Source organism: Pseudobythopirellula maris, from assembly GCF_007859945.1.
GTDB classification, from domain to species: Bacteria; Planctomycetota; Planctomycetia; order Pirellulales; family Lacipirellulaceae; genus Pseudobythopirellula; species Pseudobythopirellula maris.
In genome coordinates this window covers 1603657-1620780 of the sequence record NZ_SJPQ01000001.1, presented here as the reverse complement: position 1 = coordinate 1620780, position 17124 = coordinate 1603657, and the positions used below count along the sequence as shown (strand labels likewise).

Genomic DNA, 17124 nt, shown 5'->3' with positions numbered 1-17124 from the left:
AATCCATGATCGTCTCGACCGATTGGCTTGCCGAGTACGTCACGCTCCCCAAGGACTTGGAGGAGCTGACCGACCGTTTGACGCTCACGGGTTTGAACCTTGAGGGCGTCGAGAAAGTCGCCGTTTCTTCGGGTAAGCGGGACACGGCGATCGACCTCGAAGTGACGAGCAACCGCCCCGACTGCCTGGGCCACTTCGGCGTCGCGCGTGAGATCGCCGTCATCTGGGGTCACGAGCTCAAAAAACCCCAGCTCCAAACAGAGCCGCGCACGACAGTAAGCGGAGCGGCGTCCAGTAAAAACGATGTCGCCCAAGTCACCAGTGTCACGGTCGACTGCCCCGACCTCTGCCCCCGCTACACGGCGCGTGTGATCAAGGGCGTCAAAATCGGCCCGAGCCCCGACTGGCTCGCCGACCGGCTGCGGACGCTAGGGATCGCGGTCATTAACAACGTGGTCGACATCACGAACTACGTGATGATGGAGATCGGCCAGCCGCTGCACGCGTTTGACTTCGCCAAACTCCGGGGGGCCCAATCTCCCGGAGACACTGTCGTCGTCCGCAAGGCGAAGCCTGGCGAGCCGTTCACGGCGATCGACCACAAGGAGTACAAGCTCACCGGCGATGAGGTCGTGATCGCCGACGCTCTGCGGCCCGTCGCCCTGGGCGGCGTGATGGGCGGGGCCGACACCGAGGTGTCGGACGCGACGATCGACGTGCTCATCGAGGCGGCCGACTTCGACTGCATGGCCGTGCGCAGCGCCGCCCGCCGGCACGTGCTGCAGAGCCCGAGTAGTTATCGGTTCGAGCGCGGCGTCGACCCCGAGTCGATCGATTGGGCGAGCCGCCGCTGTTGCGAGCTGATCCTCGAACTGGCCGGCGGCGAGCTGTGCGAGGGTGTGGTTGACGTGGCGACGCCCGCCAAGGACCGCCCCGAGATCAAGCTCCGCTTCGACCAGATCCCGCGCCTGCTCGGCGTCGAGATCCCCAAGGACGAGACGCGCAAGATCCTCACCGACCTGGGCTGCGAAGAGACGCACTTCTGCGAGAAATGCGTCAAAGCCGTGCCGCCGAGCTGGCGGGCCGACCTCACGCGCGAGGCCGACCTCTTGGAAGAAGTCGCCCGCATCCACGGCTACGACAAGATCCCGTCGACCACCGGCATCGGCTTGGTCCCGTCGGCCAAGAGCCGCGAGGACGTGGTCTTGGAAAAACTCCGCACGGTGCTCGCCGCGGCCGGCTTCGACGAGGCGTTCACCTTGAGCGCGGTCGAAGAGGAGACGGTCGGCGCCTTCCAGCCGTGGGGCTCGCGCGGCGAGGCCCTGGCGACCGGCACGCCGGTGCTGAGGCGCGCCAACGCCCTCAGGCAGAGCGTCGTGCCGAGCCTGCTCGCCTGCCGCCGCACGAACGAGACGCTCTCGAACCCTGTGATCGAGCTGTACGAGGTCGCCAAGGTTTACCTGCCGGTCGAGGGCAAGCTGCCGACCGAGAAGCGGGTGCTCGCACTCTGCTCCGGCGGCGGCTACTTGGAGCTGAAGGGCGTGGTCGAGGCGCTCGTCCGCGAGGTCGATCCCGCGTTGTCGCTCGGCGTCGAAGGGGCGGAGCACGAGCTGCTCGACCCGTCACGCAGCGCGCAGCTGAGCGTCCTCGGCCAATCGCTGGGCGTGCTCGGCGAGCTGAGCCCCGCGGGCCTCGGCCGCTTCGAGCTGCGCGGCGCCGCGAGCGTGGCCGAGCTCGACCTCGGCGTGCTCGCCGAGCTGGCGCGGCTGACGCCCACCACCACGCCGCTCTCGCCCTACCCGCCCGTGACGCGCGACCTGAACGTGGTGGTCGACCTCGCGACCCGCTGGGCCGACATCGAGCGCCACACCCGCGAGGCGGCCGGCGAGCCGCTCGAGAGCGTCGAGTTCCAGGACGACACGTACCGCGACGCCGGGCAGATCGGCGAGGGCAAGAAGAGCGTCGTCTTCCGCGTGCAGCTCCGCTCGGCGGACGGCACCTTCAAGAGCGAAGAGGCCGACGCGGTGCGCGACGCGATCGTTGAGCGGCTCGGCAAAGAGCTCGGCGCCACGCTGCGGGCCTAGGCTGCTGGCGCGTCACTCACGAAAGGCCCGGTCGGCGCCCGATAGTATTGCCTGACTCCATCGCGCCAGAGCGATTGCAACACTCCGGCCCCTGCGGCGGCTAAGCACGCGAGTGCCCCCGCCATCACGAGGCACTCGTCGGCGGTCACCATGTCCGGACTCCCTTTGCCAGCAGCGTGTGCCGCAAGGAACAACAGGCTCATCAAGCAACCCAAAACGCCCATCAGCACAAAGAACCCCGACAAGACCACGCCAACCTTCCACGCGGGTCGGTAGCCGCAGATCAATCCTAGCCCCACGTATAGCAGCACGCCGTACAGCAACCAATCGCTGAGATCTAATCGGCCGGAGCCGTAGGACCTCAGCACCGGGAGCAACGCTCCCGCCGCGATAAAAAACAGTCCGACCAGCAGGGCCGGGGCGGGTGGCTTCGGGAGAGCAAGAGTCTTCATCGGCATGGCGGCGTACCGGGGTAGGGCGGGCGTTCTGCACTACAAACCTAGCACACGGCATGACCGGCGTGACCGAAACCTCTACGATCAACGCAGCCCTTGCCGCGAATGTCGCCCAGCAACCCGATAAGCCGGCGCTGGGGACGATCTGGGACGGGGTTCTCGTCTGGGTGACTTGGGAACAGCTCCACGGGCAGGTTCAGAAGCGAGTCGCTGAACTTGGCGAGCAAGGTTTCTCCGGCGGCGATGCGGTTGAAGAAAATCGCTCGAACGAGTTCGATTGGATCGTCCACACGCTGGCCGTCATGCGGATCGGGGCGACGCTCGTCCCGCCCGGTTTCGACGGGCGCCTGCCAGGCGAGCCCCCTCCCGCCACGGTGGTCACGACCTCCGGCACCGGCGCCGAGCCGCGGCGGGTGATGCTCTCGCACGAGAATCTCTTGGCCAACGCCAGGGCGCTAAGCGAGGCAAGCGGCGGCAGCGGCGACGAACTTCGGCTCACCTTCCTGCCGTTTCATCACCTCTACGCCCGCACCGGCGACCTCCACATTTGGCTGCTGCGAGGCTCGCGTCTCGTGCTGGCCGAGTCGCGCGAGACGGTCTTTCGAGACTGCCAGATAGTCCACCCGACCGTGGTGAACGGCGTGCCGTACTTCTTCCAGAAGGCGATCGACTTGGCCGACGCCCAAGGGCTCTCGCTGCGCGAACTCTTCGGCGGCGAGATCAAGCGTTGCTACTGCGGCGGGGCCGCGCTGGCGCCGGCCGTCGAGCGGCGGTTCTTCGACGAGGGCGTGCCGCTCTACACCGGCTACGGGCTGACCGAGGCGTCGCCCGTCGTGACCGTGAACACGCCCGACACGCACAAGCTCGGAACCGTTGGCAAGCCGCTGCCGGGCGTTGAGGTGCGAACGGCCGACGACGGCGAGGTCTTGGTCCGTGGGCCGAACGTCATGCTCGGCTACTGGAACAACCCCGAGCCGACCGCCGAGGTGCTCAAGGACGGTTGGCTGCACACCGGCGACCTCGGATCGCTCGACGAAGAGGGCTTCCTCACGATCACCGGCCGCAAGAAGGAGCTGGTAGTACTGTCGACCGGCAAGAACGTGGCGCCGTCGCGCGTCGAGGCGATGCTCGCCGCGTCGCCCTGGATCGAGCAGGCATGTGTCATCGGCGACGGCGAGAAGGGCTTGCGTGCGCTCGTTGTGCCGAGCCGCGATCGACTGCGGGCGCTGATCAAGCGCGAGCGGCTGTGGGTCTGGTCCAAGCGGCGGGCCGTCTCGCACCCACGGGTGCGGGAGGTGTTTCGCGAAGCGATCGACGGCGCCCTCACCGGCGCCGCCCGGGAGGAGCAGGTTCACGATTTCTTCGTGTTGCCCCGGGGCTTCTCGCAGGAACTGGGCGAGATGACGGCGAAGTTGAGCCTGCGGCGCGAGGTGATTCGGGCGAACTTCGCGCGACAAATTCAGACGATAGACAAACGATGAGCGAGAAAAATCCCCAGACCTTGATGGGGAGGCCGTACCCTCGAAGACACATTGGGGAGGGGTGAAGAACCCGAGCACACGGGGCTTTCCCCCCTCCCTAGCCCTCCCCACCAGGGGGAGGGGATAATTGGTCTATGCCCAACGCCTTCTACACCGACTACCCCTGGCCCGACATCGAGCTGGAGCGCAAGATCCTCGCCGAGGCCGGGTGTGAGCTGCGCACCGCCAGCGACAACCGCGAGGAGACGCTCGCCCGTGAGGTCGGCGACGCCGATGTGGTGCTCACCTGCTGGGCGCCCGTGACGGCGCGGGTGATCGACGCCGCGAAGAACTGCCGGCACATCGCCCGCACCGGCATCGGGCTCGACAACATCGACGTGGAGCACGCGACCGAACGAGGCGTGCTGGTCACCAACGTGCCCGACTACTGCTACCGCGAGGTGGCCGAGCACACACTGGCGCTTGTGCTGACGATGGCCCGCAAGATCGCCGAGAGCCATTGGGCCACGAAGCGCGGTGAGTACGACTTATCGTCGCACCTGCCGATCGAGCGGGTCGAGGGCAAGACGCTCGGCCTGGTGGGGCTGGGACGCATCGGCAAGAGCCTGGCCGCCAAGGCAGCAGCGCTCGGCATGCGGGTGGTCGGCACGAACCGCTCGCGCGAAGCGCCCGACGGCGTCGAGTGGCTGCCCCTAGAGAAGCTCCTTGCCGAGAGCGACCACGTGGCCCTCTGCGCGCCGCTCACCGATGAGACGCACCACATGATGCGGCGTGAGACCTTCGAGCAAATGAAGCCGACGGCCTTCTTGATCAACACCGCCCGTGGCGGGTTGGTCGACCACGACGCCCTGGCCGCGGCGCTCGACGCGGGCAATCTGGCCGGCGCAGCGCTCGACGTGCAGGACGTCGAGCCGCCCGACCTCGGCCGTGCGCCCTACAACGACCCGCGGGTGGTGGTAACCCCGCACACGGCGTTCTGCTCGACCGAGGCGATCCACGAGCTGAGGACGCGGGTGGCCCGCCAGGCGGCCGATTTCTTGCAGGGCAAGCAGCCCGAGTGCCGGGTGAACGACCCAAAATAGTTGCGGGATGCTGAACCGGGCTTGCCCTGGCGCCCGGGCGAAGCGGCCCTATTCGGGCGAAACCGCCCGCGGCGCGCGCGACTTGCGGCCATGCCCCGCCGCAACCGGCGCCACCCGCACGACCCGCCCCCCCACTTTTTGGGCATACGCCCCCCGTAACCTATATACCGATGGAGCTTTGCGCCCGTGGGGCGCAGGGTCCGCATGGAGAAGCCGCGCGCCGGCGCCGCTGGGACACGCCAACACGAATATTTTGCCGACCGGGAATGGACCCCACCCCCGCCGAATCCGATCCTCTCGACGAGCTCGCGCAGCAATCTGCCGCGTCGATCCAGGCGCTGCGCGACCAGCTAGAGGATTCGTTCGACAACGCGAGCGACTCGTTCCGGGCGTTGGAGCGCGACCTGGCGGAGCGGATGGACCAGTCGTCGGCGGCGGCGGTCGAAGCGATCGTCGAAGAGCGGGTCCGCGACGAGTCCGAGCGGCTCGCCCAGCAGGCCCATTTGCTCGAGGCCGAACGCCACTCGTTCGAGCTCCGGCGCCGCGAGTGGCAGGAGGAACGCAGCGAGTGGGAGTCGCTCCGCGATCAGGTCGAGGCCCAACTCGCCTTGCGTGAGCGGCAGGCCGCCGACCGTTCGATCCGCACCGGCCAGCAGGCGAGCCACGAACGCGACGAGCTCTCGGCCGAGCGCGACGCGTTGGCGCGCGAACGAGACCAATTGCTCCGTCAGCGCGACCAGCTCAACCACGCCAACGAGTCCGAACGCCGCGATCGGCAACGGGTGGAGTGTGAGCTGAGCGACGCACAGCGGGCGCTCGCCGACGCCGCGGCGCGGCTCGAGCAGGCCGAGACGCAGCGCAGCGCTCCGTCGCAGACCGAGCTCGAGCTGCAGCAGAAATGCGAGATCGCGATGGCCGATCTGCAGCAGCACCGCGAGCGCGCCGCCGAGCTGGAGCAGCAGTTGGCCGAGCGGCCCGAGCTGGGCGCCGCCGAGGCGGCCGAGCTGATCTCGTTGCGGAACGAACGCGACGAACTCGCTCAGAAGATTGAAGACCTCTCCCGTCAAGCGCCCTCGGAACCGGCCGACGACTCGGAGGAGCTGGTCGACCTGCGGCGTCGCTTCGAGATGGCGGTCGAGGACCTCCGCGAGCTCAAGGAAGAGAAATCGCGGCTCGAAGAGCAGCTGGCGCAAGGCGGCGGCGCCGCCGCCGTGCCCGCGCCGGTGGACGACGGCGCCAACGACTGGGAGGCCCAGAAGCGGCGCATGCTGGCCGCCCTCGAGGGCGAGTACGAGCCCGAAGACCCCCGGGAGGCGGAGCAACGGGCCGAGGAGCGAGCGACGATCGAAGGGACGATTCGCATCACCGACGAGGCGCTCGCCGAGAAGGACCGCGAGATCGCCCGCCTCGCCGCCGAGCTCGAGGAAGCCCTCCAGCAGCAGGGCGCCGGCGACGAGCAGGTGCGCACCGCCATCCTCGACGAGAGCGAAGTGATCCAGGCCGAGCGGAAGCGGCTCTCGCAGATCGAGCAAGAGCTGCTCGCCAAGCTGCGCGAGGCGGAGCTCGAGGTGTCGGTCGAGCGGGCGGCGATCGCCCGCCAGCAGTCCGAGCTCGCCGCTTGGCGGCAAGAACTCGAGGCGATGCAAACGAACGCCCCCAGCGGCAAGCCGGAAGACTCGCAGGGCCGCTGGTTCAAGAAGCTCGGGCTCAACAACGAGCAGTGACGCGGGGAGAGCCGCGCCTGAGGGCGGGCGCCTCAATCCACCGAGTCGGCGATCATCTGGAAGACGCCGAGCGTCTTGCCGTCGAACGTGAGCGGCTCGATGCGCAGCCGCCCCTCGACCGCGACCGGGCGGATCCCGTAGCTGGCCGTCTTGCCGGGGGCCATCTCGACCAGCACGCAGTCGTAGAGCGCGGCGCCGGGGCCGAAGCAGCACTCCTGGTTGTCGCGCACCAACACGAACTGCTTGAGGTGGTGCTTCTGCATCGTGGGGTAGATGTAGCCCCGCAAACGGACCCGGCGCCCGGCCAACGCCTCGACCTCGGGGGTGATCATCGACCGCTCGAAAGGCTCGTCGGGCTCGATGTCGAACACCAGGTCGTCGAAGGTTTTGTCGAGCAAGCGGTCGGAGTCGTGCTCCGGGCCGGCGGCCGCAGGCCTTTCGGCGGCGCGATCTTCGGCGGCGGCGTCTTGCACCGCCGTCTCGCTCGCCGCGTCGGCGGCGATCTCGGGCGGCGCCTCGCCGCAGCCGGCGCAAAGCAAGCCGATGCAAAAGCTCAGCCGCAAGCGGGCGCACGGACGCGGGCTCGGCGGTGCATGGTATCGTCGCTTGTGCACGTCACCCCGGACTAAAGCAGCGGTAAGACTTACTTGACGTAGTCGGCTTGCATGTGGAATGTGAGCGGCGTGTTGCTCTCGGGGTCGCCGGGGCCGACTTTGAGCAGGCCGCCGAGCCTGAACAAACCGGTGTGGTAATCGGTCGTCATGCCAGGGTCGAGCTTCACCTGGATCTGGTCGAAGTAGTACACTTTCGCCATCGGGCCGAAGCAGCACTGCAAGTTGTCGCGGACCAGCAAGAAGTCGCTGATGTTCTCGTGGTATTGGATCGTGTCGGGCCGGATGTAGCCCTTGATAAACACCTTCTGCTCATTCTTCATCAGCTCAAGGATGTCGGGCGGTATGGGAGTGCGGTTCACCTCTTCCGCTTCGGTCGGCTTCATGTCGATGAAGCTGATCCGCTCGTAGCCGTCGGGCGTCTCGGTGGCGTAGACGTAGCCGCCGTAGCCGAGGCTCGTCACGAGGAACAGCACCGAGAGGGCGGCGCCGGCGCCGGCGATCTTGCCGCCGGTGTACAGTTCGGGCGCGTGACGGATCGTCGACAGGGCCGAGAGCGAGAAAAGCAGCCCGGCGAGCGGGATCGGGGCCAACATCAACGCCGTGTTGAAATTCCCGCCCGAGGAGATCGGCGCCACCACGCCCAACAAAGAAATCAGCAGCCCCATGATCGCCGTGGCGGGGATCGAGCGATAGGCGAGCGAGTCGTCTTCGCTCGTGGCCCCGACGGACGGGGCGTCGGCAATGGCTTCGGTCGGCATCGGTAGGTTCTGACGAGTCGGCGAGGGGGGAGGTGGGGAAGTCGCGGCCTCAGCGGGCTCAAGCGACGCCCCCGCGGAGGATAATCCAGAATAGTCCGAGACAGATCGCTCCGGCAACCAATGGCGTGGCGAGCAGCACAAAACGGCTTGGCGGCGTCAGCGGGGCGGTTTGCTCGATCGTCTGCGGCTCGTCGGCCACCGTTTCGGCGACCACCCTCGCCGGGCCGGGCGTTTCGTCGGCGGAGGGCGTTGCCGCCGTAGGCTCAGACGCTTGGGGCAGGGGGGGGACCGACGGGGACGATTCGGAGGGGCCCTCCTGGGCCGCCAGTTGATCGGCGACCGCCTCCTCACCACTACGCACGCCGTTCTCCAACGGGTCGCGCGCGGGCCGGGCCTGGGCCAAAAAGCCGAACGCCCGCAGGCTGCGGGCCCGCTTGAACGCCTTTTCGTCGACCGGCTCGATCCGGGCGAGCGCCGCGGTAGCGCGTTCGCCGAGCTCGCCGCCGCGCTCGGCGGCCACGTCGAGGTACGCGACGATCGGCTCGCGGACGTATTGCTGCACCCCCTCGGCTTCGGGGTCGATGTACATCGCTTCCAAACGGTCCAAGACCGACCAATCCTCCCAGCGGGCCAGGTCGGGAATCACCTGGTCGGCGAAGTCGGTGCTGCCCAACAGCAGCCGGGCCGAGACGAGAACGCGTTCGCGGGGCACGGCGTCGCTTTCCTCGGCCAGGAAACGCAGCGCCATGAGCGTGGAGTAGACGTGCGAGTAGTCGCCTTGCTGGTCGGCGAGGAAACGGCGGTCGATCAGGTCCATCGCCCGCTCGCCCTCGCCCGCCTTGCCGCTGAGCGTGATGTAGCAGGCGATCATCGCGTCGAGACCGAGCTTGTTCTGCCGTTCGGCCGACAGTAGCGCGTCGGCGGCCAGCGGCGCGGCCAGCGGCGCGCCGGCTGCGACTGCCGCGTCGACCGTGACGCGGGCGGCCGGTTTGAGGGTTCGGCTGTCGGAGAGCAGCAGCCGCTCGATGCGTCGGGCGTCTTCCTTGCCGCCGCACACGCCGAGCATCGTGAGGTAAAGACGCCGCCGGCTGGGGCTGACAGCGGGGTCTTCGATCCAGCTCATCAGCTGCTCGGGATCCATCCGGGGGGCCAGGTCTTGCACGTCGCTGTAAGGGGCGCGGGCGAATTCGTCGTAGGCGTCTTGGGCCAGCAGCGAGTCGCTGTGCTCCAAGTAGTCCTGGAAGAACGCCATTCGGTCGGCGCCGCTTTCCGGCAGCCCGATCAGTTTGGGGACGTAGGCGACCGCCTCGTCGCTGAGCGGCAGCGGGATGTTCCACTCGGGCGGCTCGCCGACGCCACGCAGCAGGTACGCCACGTCTTGTTGGGGGTCGCCGAAGTAGATCGCCTCGATCTGCTCCTCGTCGCCGAGCAGCGTTTCACCGGTGAGCACCTGCTCGACGCGGAACCGCGCCGTGCCGTCTTGAGGGTTGAGCACGCCGCCGAGCGTGGGGTCGTCGGGGCGGGCGTCCTCGTCGACCACGAGCGAGCCGATCAGCACCACGCTGCTGTCGGCTATCTCCTCGCTGAGCGTGCGGTTCTCGGCGACGCAGAACGGACAAGCGCGGACCATGCCGGCCGTGGCCAGCAGGGCCGCCAACGCGATCAAGAAGATTGGACGGGGGCGTGTCATGGAAAACGTGATCCGCCAACTAGTCGCAGGCGGGTGGAGGGAGGCGGGGAACGCAGGAGGCTCACTACTGATTTTACCGTCGAAACCTTCAGCGGGACACGCCGATACCCCGCTCCGAATCGCAGGAGACCGGGCGATGCGATCTCGATTGAACGCAAGGCGATCAGCGGGCGCCCTGTAGCGCTTTGGCCACATCAGTGCGGTAGGCCGAGATGGCGGGCAGCAGCCCCACCAGCGCCGCCAGAGCGACCAGGGCGGGGATAACGGCCGCTTCCCAGGGGTCGAACGCCAGGGCGTTGAGCCGCACGCCGGTTTGGGCCTCGACGTAGGGCGCCGCCAGACCGACCATCGCGTGCCCCAGCACGATCCCCAATAGCCCGCCGGTGAGCGAGAGCAACACCGACTCGCTGAGCACCACCAGCATCACGGCCGAGCGGCTGGCGCCCAAGGCGCGCATCACGGCGATGTCGTGGCTCCGTTCGCTCATCGAGTTGTAGATGCTCACCAGGATGCTGATCGAGGCGACCACGACGATCAGGACCGTCATCACCAGCAGCACGATCTGCACCGGTTTGACGATGGCGTTCAGGAGCGACTCGATCACGCCGATCGGCGCCACCGCCTGGGCGACGGTGTCGCCATCCTTGTTGATCCGTGAGCTGAGCGCCATCGAGCCGAACGCGTTGCTCGTGGCGACCAGGATCGAGGTCACCTCGCGTTGGGACATCGGCAGCGGCTCGATCTCGGCGCCCTGGTTGTCGAACAGCTTCGCCGGCGGCAGGGCGCCGCGGGGCTCGTCGATGCGCGAGGTCTCGGGAAGCGGCTCGCTGGCGACTCCTTCGGCCGGCTCGCCCAAGGCGTGGTCGTCGATCTGGAAGAAACCCTCCAGGTTGACGAACACGGCGCGGTCGTTGGCCGTGCCGGTCGGCTCGAGCACGCCGACCACCTTGAAGCCGATGTGCACCTCGCCGTCGCCACTCACGCCGTGGGTCGGCTGGATGGTGTCTCCCTCGTGCAGGTCGGCCTGAGCCGCGACGACCGAGCCGACCACCGCCTCGTAGGCGTTCTGGACCAGAAAGTTGCGACCCTCACTGAACTCGTACCGCTTGAACGTGCCGTCGCGCTCGATACCGTAGTTGAGCTTGTTGAACAGGTCGGGCGTGGTGGCCACCACGCGGTACATCAGCCCCCGCTCGTCCTCGCCGTTGGACGGGTCGAAGCTGTCGCCCAAACAGTAGGGGATCGCCACGTCGGTCACGCTGGCGAACTCGCCGTCAACGAATTTCCGGTAGTAGTCGTACGAGATCGGGTAGAGCGGTTGGCCCAGGTGGTAGACCGTGCTGAGCACCAACTGCAACGCGCCGCCCTTGCCGCCGACGATCAGGTTGTACCCGTGGGCCGACTGCTGGAACTGGCGGACCGTGACCGAGTGAATAACGATCACCCCGACCATAGCCGCCACGCCCAAGGCCATCGACAAAGCAGTGAGCGACGAGGCGAGTCCCCGCTGCTGCATGTTTCGCCAGGCGATCTTCCAGAAACTCATTCGGTCAGTGCAAAGCGTTGAGGGCGAGGGGGAGAATCATATTGTGCGGAACGACCAATAACCAAGCCCGATGACCCATCGAGCTGGCTGGCAAGCATTGGTCATAGAGGCTTCGTCATTGTGGCTTGAGCCATCACGCGATTGATCTCTTCGAGCGGCTCGACGCGGCCGAATTGCCCCGAGACTTCGGGGCTGTGCGTCACCAGGAGCATCGCCACCTTTTCCTCCTCGCAAACGGTCCGCAGCAGGTCGATCACCTGCTGCTGATTCGAGGGATCGATATTGGCCGTCGGCTCGTCGGCCAGCAGCAGTACCGGCTTGTTCGCCAAGGCGCGGGCCACGGCGGTCCGCTGTTGCTCGCCGACCGACATGGCTGCGGGTTTGTGGTGCATCCGGTGGCCGAGGCCGACCCGATCCAGCAGGTCGCGCGCCCGGGCGGCGTCGCGTGTTTGGCCGGTAAACGTCATGCCGAGCATCACGTTTTCAAGCGCGGAGAACGCCGCCAGCAGGTTGAAGGTTTGGAACACGTAGCCGATCTGTCGCGCCCTGAATCGGTCGCGGCCCGCCTCCGTGAGGCGGGTGAGCTCAACCCCTTTGACGGAGACCGAGCCTGCGTCGACGGTCGTCAGGCCGGCGATCGTGTTGAGCATCGTCGTTTTGCCGCAGCCGCTGCGGCCGCGGATCACGACTTGCTCGCCCTCGTCGACCGCGAAGCGGGGGATATCAAGGATCGGCAGCTCGGACCCGTCTGGCTCACGGTAAGACTTTTTGACTCCTTCGAGCAGCAGCATGGCTTAGCGGCAGGGGGGAGGGCGGGGCTTGCGGCGGGTAAGGAGTCGATCGTTCAGCGGGAATCGCAAGCAGCGGGCAAGGCCGCATCGCGGTGAACCACACACGGTAGCAGGACTGCTGGCGTCCTGTCACTGGCGCCCTACGGCCCAGATCGTCGCCCGAGTGCGCGCCAACTGCCCGTGTAGAGGCCCAAGCCAAGCAGCTTGAACTGGATAACGCCTCCGATGGGAGCTGCTAACGTTGCTGGCAGGGAAGGCTGACTGCCGATGAGCTGCGTTGTTTTGACAATACGACAAAAGGGAGGAGTAAGTTTTTCAAAACGGCTCGCCTTCCTTGCTAGCGCCAATCCGACATCGATGCCCTGAAGCTCGCGGTTTGGTGAGGTGGCATACTGTTTCTTGGTGGGCGGGAGTGCGGCGAATGACTTGGCACAGGCGTTGCTTAAGTTCTGTCTCAGCCAGCGGCGGACTCCTTCGCCTCACCTCCGTCCTGGCTGCTTTTGCATTTGACAGCGTTTCAGTCCCTTTGGGCCGTCGAGCTTCCCGCAGTTCGGCGGCTCTTTTTATGCGCGCCACACAGAAGACCGCATCAATGCATACGGGACTGCGCACGTCCGGTCGGTTGTTAAGCGTTACAGAGAGGTTGGAGGCTCAGGCGGCGTGTTCATCGGCGTCGAAAAGGAATCGATCGACACACGCCAACAGTCCCAACGCCACGGCGGCGGCCAAAAAGGCGGCCGACGACATTGCGGCGTCGCGCAATAAACTGAAGTCGGGTTCGGTTTGAATTGTGCCTATCCACAAACTGCACCGGTAGATGGCCGTTCCTAAACAGAGCCAAGCCACGAGCATTGCGACCCAAGCTGCCGCTTCGATTGTGCGTTCGAAAAGCCACGCCATAGCTACTCTCCCTTGTAAAAGCATGTGAATAAGGGCTTCGACACGCTCCCGCGCCGTAATCGATTCGTCGACATCATACCGATGGGCGGAAGGCGATGCCACGGCGGGCCAAACGTTGCTCAGCGAACACTCTCGCCAAAACGTGTCATACGAGTTGTCTAGACGCGTGCTGCTTCTACGGTGGATACGAAACAGGAGTGACCTTTTGCTTGCGCCGAAACGATAGTCTGCTGCGCTGAACCGGGAATCGTGTGACGCACCTTGTCAAATGGGATAGCGATCCCCTATTCAAATCGAGGATGAATCGATGAGGTTAAGCCGCACGCGCACACTCGCTATTAAGACTATTCGTAGTAAAATCGTTATACCCCCTGGCGGAGATAGGGTGTTTTTGCTCATTTATACATCTAGATGGGGTGGCTTGCTGTGACACTCCGATACGAGTGATTCACGTTCGATCGTCTACCCCGTAGTCGGCGGTCGGAATAGCGGTCCCAACTGCTTGGCCGGTCGCTGATTCATCTCCCGGGTTATCCGTTTGGCTGCTTTCTTAGCGGCTTCGCCGGCGCCTGGAGCAGAGTGACGAACAATAGAGTAGTGACCCGGTGGCACACCCCTTGTGTCGTTGGGTGGCCAAGATTTCAGACGGACCTGCCGTTCGGAAGCGGCTGGGCGGTTGGAGGCGATAGCCAACGACAGGCCCGAGCGCCCGCGGTGTTAACTAACATATTTTTTGAGGAGTGAGTTCGTGGCGAAAACCGCGTCGAAGAAAGTTGCCAGCAAGAAGCCCGTGAAGAAGCGCGTGAAGCGTGGCCGCAAGCCGGGCGCCCCCAACATGAGCGAAGCCGCTCGCGAGTACCTGCGTGAGAACCCCAGCGCGGGTCCCAAGGAGGTTTGCGAGGCCGTCGAGAAGAAGACCGGCATGAAGCTCGCCCCCGCTTTGGTGAGCAACGTGAAGGCCCGCATGTTCGGCAAGAAGCCTGGCGGCAAGCGTGGACCGAAGAAGTCGTCCGGCGGCGGCGCCGATCAGGTCAGCCTGTCGGCCCTGCTCGACGCCCGCGACTTCGCCGCGAAGTGTGGCGGCGTTGACCAGGCCGTCGCGGTTCTCAAGACCCTCGACAAGCTCAGCTGAGACAACGGTTCTTAAGAACCCAACAAACGACAGAGGCCGGGGCAAATGCCCCGGCCTCTGTTTTTATAGGAGGCCCGTTTTTATAGGGGGCCCGTTTTTATAGGGGGCCCGATCGGCCGAAACGGTCACTCGTCGCCGACGCCTTGCAGATGCTCGTCGAGGGCGTCGATTGCCCCGGTCCAGCCCCAGGCGTGGTGGTCGCGCATCGCCTCCGCCGGGAAGCGTTCGTGCGTGAGCACCAAGTCCGTCTGCCCGTCTCGCTCGGTCAGCTCGACCGTGACCTGGGTCAGCTCACCGGCGTACTCGTGGGGTGGGCGCCACACCCACGTGAATGCCAGCCTTGCCGGCCGATCGAACTCGACGTACTCGCCCTCGATGATCTTCGGGTCCGGATCGTTGGGGACGAGGTAGGTGATCTTGTACGCGCCACCGACACGCGGATCGGACTCGGCCCGTTCGATCTTGATCTCCGGAGTGGGACGCAACCAAAGCGAGATTTGCTCGGGATCGGTCCACGCCCGAAACACCCGCTCGCGCGGCGCCGTGTAGCTGCGCCGTAGAACAAGCACGGTGGGGTCGTTTTCTTGGGCCTCTCTTACCATCGCCAGGTCCTGTGCTGGACGGATCAAGCATCTTCTTTAAGAAACTCGCCAAGCGAATCGAGGCTGGCGCCCCAGAAACGCTGGTAGGCTGCGATCCAGCGGTTGGCTTCGCTCAGCGGTTCGGCCTCGAGCCGCAGCGTGTGGACGCGTCCCTCGATGGTGCGGGCGACCAAGCCTGCGCGTTCGAGCACTTTGAGGTGCTTCGACACCGCCGCCAGGGTCATGTCGAACGGCTCGGCCAACTGCGAGACGGTTTGCTCGCTGCGGGACAAGCTGGCGAGCAACGCCCGTCGTGTCGGGTCGCCCAAGGCGGTGAACACCACGTCGAGCTGCGTCTCGGAGGGGCTTGGCATTACTGCATCGCGTGGAGCGCCACGCGGTTCCCCTCGGTGTCTTCGAAATGGCCGACGAAGCCGTGCTCGCCGATCGCCATCTTCGGCCGCAGCGTCATGCCCCCAGCCGCTTCGGCGCGGGCGAGGGTCGCTTCGATGTCGTCGACATGGAAGTAAACCAGCGTGCCTTCGTGCGAAGGCGTGTAGGCCTCGTTCTGGATCAACGAGCCGGCGGCGCCATGGCCCTCGGGGTCCCTTTCAAACATCGCCATTTTGGCGGCGCCTAACTCCATGATGGAGAGCTTTACACCGAGAGTCGCTTCGTAAAAATCGACGGCGCGCGACAGGTCGGCGGCGGGGATCTCGAACCAGTTGACCGGGTTGGGGCTGGTCATCAGACGCGTGCTCCGGAGCGGGGAAATAAATATACCAACGAGTTGAATATATCCCGCGACAGGTGATAGTCAACCATTGTGTTGAATATTGTATCACTCCGCGATCGGGTAACAGAGAATGAGGTCGATCGTCTCTTCACCTGCTGCTCTGTCAGCGACATTCACCCAGACCGCCCCCGCGGCGTCGACTTTCGATGGGACGGCGGTCCCCTCCTGCGGAGGAAAAAGGCGAAGCGGTGTTTCGTTCGGCTCGCTCCCCTCCGGAAGCTCAACGCCTGTCAGCTCGAGCCAACCGTCGGCGTCGGCGGCCGAGCGATCAATGACGTGCAAGTAAACCCATTCGTCGCTCCGATTCGACACACCCCATGACTGCGGCGGGACCGGGCTGCCCCGCGTTGAGTAGATGGCCGCGCCGTTCTTGGCGAGCCATTCGCCTACGCCCCGCAGCCGCTCGGCCGAGACGGGGTCGATCGTGCCGTCGGGCCGAGGGCCGACGTTCAGCAGCAGGTTCGCATCGCGCCCCGACGATTCGACGAGGAACCGCACCAACTGCTCGACCGTCTTGTGGCTCTTGTCCCCCGCGCTGTAGCCCCACGAGCCGTTGATCGTGTTGCACGATTCGAGCGGCAATGAGCCGATCGTGGCGTCTGCGCTGAACCCCCCGTGGTTCTCGCCCGGCAGATCGCGCTCGAACATCTGAAAGTCTTCGCCGTCGAACGGCGCTAGGTGATGGTTCGCGCCGACCAACGCGCTCGGCTGCAAAGAATGGATCAGGCCGTAGGTCTCGTCGAGTCGCCAGTTGACTTGCGAGACATAGGGGTCCTTCACGCCCGAGCCCTTGAGCCGCTTCGACTGTTGGTCCCACCAGCCGTCGAACCAAACGCCGGCCACCTTGCCGTAGTCGCCCCCCAGCAGCTCGGTGAGCTGGGCGTTCATGTAATCGACGTAACGGTCGAAATCGCCCGACTCGGGCCGCCCCGAGTGCCGGCCGGTGTCGCCGCGCGGGTAATAGTCGGGGTGGCTCCAGTCGAGCTGTGAATAGTAGAAGAACAGCTTGAGGCCATGCCGCTCGCACGCCTCGGCGAGCGGCTTGAGCACGTCCTTGCCGTACGGCGTGTGATCGACGATGTCCCACTCGGTTTGCTGTGTGTCCCACATGCAAAAACCGTCGTGGTGCTTGGCGGTGATCACAACGTAGGAGGCCCCCGCTTCTTTGAACAACTTGGCCCAGGCGTCGGCGTCGTATTCGACGGGGTTGAACGTGGCCGCCTCTTTGCGGTACTCGTCGAGCGGGATCTTCTCGGTCTGCATCACCCACTCGCCGCGCGCGAGCTTGCTGTAGGCGCCCCAGTGGACGAACACGCCGAAGGCGTCGTCGCGGAACGCCGCGCGGGCGTTGAGGCCCTCCGTCGTAGAAGGGTCGCACGCCTGCGCCACGCACGAGAGGGTCAACGGCAAGGCGACGGCCAACGCCACCAAGCCACGGGCGAATGCCGAAGGCATCGTCTGCTCCGAACGGGATGAGGGAAATCGAAGAG

At 65.8% G+C, this 17124-nt stretch carries 16 protein-coding genes; 5 read left to right on the top strand and 11 right to left on the bottom strand.

Annotated elements, in window-relative coordinates; genetic code table 11:
* Positions 1-5 precede the first annotated feature (5 nt).
* Positions 6-2084, top strand: coding sequence for a phenylalanine--tRNA ligase subunit beta (gene pheT, locus Mal64_RS06045; protein ID WP_146398047.1), 2079 nt, complete (start codon positions 6-8; stop codon positions 2082-2084).
* Here the strand turns inward: pheT and Mal64_RS06040 are convergent.
* Positions 2081-2542 (bottom strand): hypothetical protein, encoded by a 462-nt coding sequence (locus Mal64_RS06040; RefSeq protein ID WP_146398045.1) that lies wholly within the window; start codon positions 2540-2542, stop codon positions 2081-2083. The genes pheT and Mal64_RS06040 overlap by 4 nt on opposite strands.
* A gap of 62 nt (positions 2543-2604) precedes the next feature.
* Here Mal64_RS06040 and Mal64_RS06035 point away from each other — a divergent pair, with 62 nt between their 5' ends.
* From Mal64_RS06035 to Mal64_RS06025, 3 genes are all read left to right on the top strand, one after another.
* Positions 2605-4020, top strand: a complete 1416-nt coding sequence (locus Mal64_RS06035) for an AMP-dependent synthetase/ligase (RefSeq protein WP_197525494.1) — start codon at positions 2605-2607, stop codon at positions 4018-4020.
* Positions 4021-4154: 134 nt separating this feature from the next.
* A complete protein-coding gene (locus tag Mal64_RS06030) occupies positions 4155-5102 on the top strand; it encodes a C-terminal binding protein (RefSeq protein ID WP_146398041.1) in 948 nt (315 codons plus the stop codon).
* Positions 5103-5368: 266 nt separating this feature from the next.
* Positions 5369-6826 carry a hypothetical protein gene (locus Mal64_RS06025; protein WP_146398039.1) on the top strand — a complete coding sequence of 486 codons (1458 nt, stop codon included), beginning with the start codon at positions 5369-5371 and terminating at the stop codon, positions 6824-6826.
* Positions 6827-6858: 32 nt separating this feature from the next.
* Here the strand turns inward: Mal64_RS06025 and Mal64_RS20130 are convergent, their stop codons facing one another.
* From Mal64_RS20130 to Mal64_RS05995, 6 genes are all read right to left on the bottom strand, one after another.
* Positions 6859-7389 carry a DUF3299 domain-containing protein gene (locus Mal64_RS20130; protein ID WP_231993592.1) on the bottom strand — a complete coding sequence of 177 codons (531 nt, stop codon included), beginning with the start codon at positions 7387-7389 and terminating at the stop codon, positions 6859-6861.
* A gap of 80 nt (positions 7390-7469) precedes the next feature.
* Positions 7470-8198: a hypothetical protein gene (locus tag Mal64_RS06015; protein ID WP_146398037.1), complete on the bottom strand. Its 729-nt coding sequence runs from the start codon at positions 8196-8198 to the stop codon at positions 7470-7472.
* Between the two features lie 58 nt (positions 8199-8256).
* Positions 8257-9888, bottom strand: a complete 1632-nt coding sequence (locus Mal64_RS06010; RefSeq protein ID WP_146398035.1) for a hypothetical protein — start codon at positions 9886-9888, stop codon at positions 8257-8259.
* A gap of 163 nt (positions 9889-10051) precedes the next feature.
* Positions 10052-11434 (bottom strand): ABC transporter permease, encoded by a 1383-nt coding sequence (locus tag Mal64_RS06005; protein WP_146398033.1) that lies wholly within the window; start codon positions 11432-11434, stop codon positions 10052-10054.
* Between the two features lie 101 nt (positions 11435-11535).
* Positions 11536-12225: an ABC transporter ATP-binding protein gene (locus tag Mal64_RS06000; protein ID WP_146398031.1), complete on the bottom strand. Its 690-nt coding sequence runs from the start codon at positions 12223-12225 to the stop codon at positions 11536-11538.
* Positions 12226-12876: 651 nt separating this feature from the next.
* Positions 12877-13125, bottom strand: a complete 249-nt coding sequence (locus Mal64_RS05995) for a hypothetical protein (RefSeq protein WP_146398029.1) — start codon at positions 13123-13125, stop codon at positions 12877-12879.
* A gap of 748 nt (positions 13126-13873) precedes the next feature.
* Between Mal64_RS05995 and Mal64_RS05990 the strand changes: the two genes are divergently transcribed.
* Entirely contained in the window at positions 13874-14257 is a 384-nt protein-coding gene (locus Mal64_RS05990; protein ID WP_146398028.1) for a hypothetical protein, read from the top strand.
* Between the two features lie 125 nt (positions 14258-14382).
* Here Mal64_RS05990 and Mal64_RS05985 read toward each other — a convergent pair whose 3' ends face one another.
* The 4 genes from Mal64_RS05985 to Mal64_RS05970 form a co-directional block, all read right to left on the bottom strand.
* A complete protein-coding gene (locus Mal64_RS05985) occupies positions 14383-14886 on the bottom strand; it encodes an SRPBCC family protein (RefSeq protein ID WP_146398026.1) in 504 nt (167 codons plus the stop codon).
* On the bottom strand, positions 14883-15212 hold the full coding sequence (locus Mal64_RS05980) for an ArsR/SmtB family transcription factor (RefSeq protein ID WP_146398024.1): 330 nt from the start codon (positions 15210-15212) through the stop codon (positions 14883-14885). Before Mal64_RS05980 ends, Mal64_RS05985 begins: the two co-directional genes overlap by 4 nt.
* On the bottom strand, positions 15212-15586 hold the full coding sequence (locus tag Mal64_RS05975) for a VOC family protein (protein ID WP_146398022.1): 375 nt from the start codon (positions 15584-15586) through the stop codon (positions 15212-15214). The genes Mal64_RS05980 and Mal64_RS05975 overlap by 1 nt, the downstream gene beginning before the upstream one ends.
* A gap of 93 nt (positions 15587-15679) precedes the next feature.
* The gene (locus Mal64_RS05970) at positions 15680-17089 is read right to left on the bottom strand and encodes an alpha-L-fucosidase (protein ID WP_197525493.1); all 1410 of its coding nucleotides are present in this window, start codon (positions 17087-17089) and stop codon (positions 15680-15682) included.
* Positions 17090-17124: the final 35 nt, after the last annotated feature.

Excerpts from the sequence above, each read along its gene's own strand:
- Mal64_RS05970 (WP_197525493.1), bottom strand. The coding sequence starts at position 17,089 with ATGCCTTCGGCATTCGCCCGTGGCTTGGTGGCGTTGGCCGTCGCCTTG.
- Mal64_RS06040 (WP_146398045.1), bottom strand. The coding sequence starts at position 2,542 with ATGCCGATGAAGACTCTTGCTCTCCCGAAGCCACCCGCCCCGGCCCTG.
- Mal64_RS06025 (WP_146398039.1), top strand. The coding sequence starts at position 5,369 with ATGGACCCCACCCCCGCCGAATCCGATCCTCTCGACGAGCTCGCGCAG.
- Mal64_RS05980 (WP_146398024.1), bottom strand. The coding sequence starts at position 15,212 with ATGCCAAGCCCCTCCGAGACGCAGCTCGACGTGGTGTTCACCGCCTTG.
- Mal64_RS05975 (WP_146398022.1), bottom strand. The coding sequence starts at position 15,586 with ATGACCAGCCCCAACCCGGTCAACTGGTTCGAGATCCCCGCCGCCGAC.
- Mal64_RS05995 (WP_146398029.1), bottom strand. The coding sequence starts at position 13,125 with ATGGCGTGGCTTTTCGAACGCACAATCGAAGCGGCAGCTTGGGTCGCA.
- Mal64_RS06005 (WP_146398033.1), bottom strand. The coding sequence starts at position 11,434 with ATGAGTTTCTGGAAGATCGCCTGGCGAAACATGCAGCAGCGGGGACTC.
- Mal64_RS06030 (WP_146398041.1), top strand. The coding sequence starts at position 4,155 with ATGCCCAACGCCTTCTACACCGACTACCCCTGGCCCGACATCGAGCTG.
- pheT (WP_146398047.1), top strand. The coding sequence starts at position 6 with ATGATCGTCTCGACCGATTGGCTTGCCGAGTACGTCACGCTCCCCAAG.
- Mal64_RS06000 (WP_146398031.1), bottom strand. The coding sequence starts at position 12,225 with ATGCTGCTGCTCGAAGGAGTCAAAAAGTCTTACCGTGAGCCAGACGGG.
- Mal64_RS06010 (WP_146398035.1), bottom strand. The coding sequence starts at position 9,888 with ATGACACGCCCCCGTCCAATCTTCTTGATCGCGTTGGCGGCCCTGCTG.
- Mal64_RS06015 (WP_146398037.1), bottom strand. The coding sequence starts at position 8,198 with ATGCCGACCGAAGCCATTGCCGACGCCCCGTCCGTCGGGGCCACGAGC.